Source organism: Phytoactinopolyspora endophytica, assembly GCF_004138495.1.
GTDB lineage: Bacteria > Actinomycetota > Actinomycetes > Jiangellales > Jiangellaceae > Phytoactinopolyspora > Phytoactinopolyspora endophytica.
The window spans coordinates 1-551 of record NZ_RZHA01001809.1; the positions used below are offsets into that span (position 1 = coordinate 1).

1 protein-coding gene is annotated in these 551 nt (G+C 68.2%); it reads right to left on the reverse strand.

Annotation, left to right across the window (positions count from 1 at the left end):
• Positions 1-421, reverse strand: a 421-nt coding sequence (locus tag ELR45_RS34275; RefSeq protein ID WP_129670268.1) for an ATP-binding cassette domain-containing protein, incomplete at its 3' end; no start/stop codon positions are given.
• Positions 422-551 lie beyond the last annotated feature (130 nt).

Below are 551 nucleotides of genomic sequence, written 5' to 3' on the forward strand. Positions count from 1 at the left end.
CGGACGCGATGCCGAGGCGTTGTCCCATGCCGAGTGAGAAGCCGCCGCTGCGGCGATCGGCCACCTCGCTCAAGCCCACGAGGTCGAGCACCTCGGCGACGCGGCGCTTCGAGATGCCCGTGGTGGCGGCGAGCGCCGAGAGGTGATCGCGGGCAGGGCGGGCCGGGTGGGTGCCCTTCGCGTCGATCAGCGCCCCGATCTCGCGCAGCGGCGCCCGGTGCTGCTCGAACGGTCGGCCGTTCACCAGGGCCCGCCCCGCGGTGGGCCTGTCGAGCCCGAGGATCATGCGCATCGTCGTCGTCTTCCCTGCGCCGTTGGGGCCGAGGAAGCCGGTGACGACACCGGGTCTGACGGTGAAGCTCAGGTCATCGACGGCGACGTGTCTGCCGTAGTGTTTCGTGAGGTTGGTGACTTCGATCATCTCGTTGGTGCTCCTTGAAGGGGTGGCTGTGTATGTCCCATCATCCGCATCACAACTGCGCCTGTCGTCGTCTCTGCGCAGGCAGTCGCGGCTACTGCGTCTGCAGTAGGCACGAGCTCGGTTACAGGGC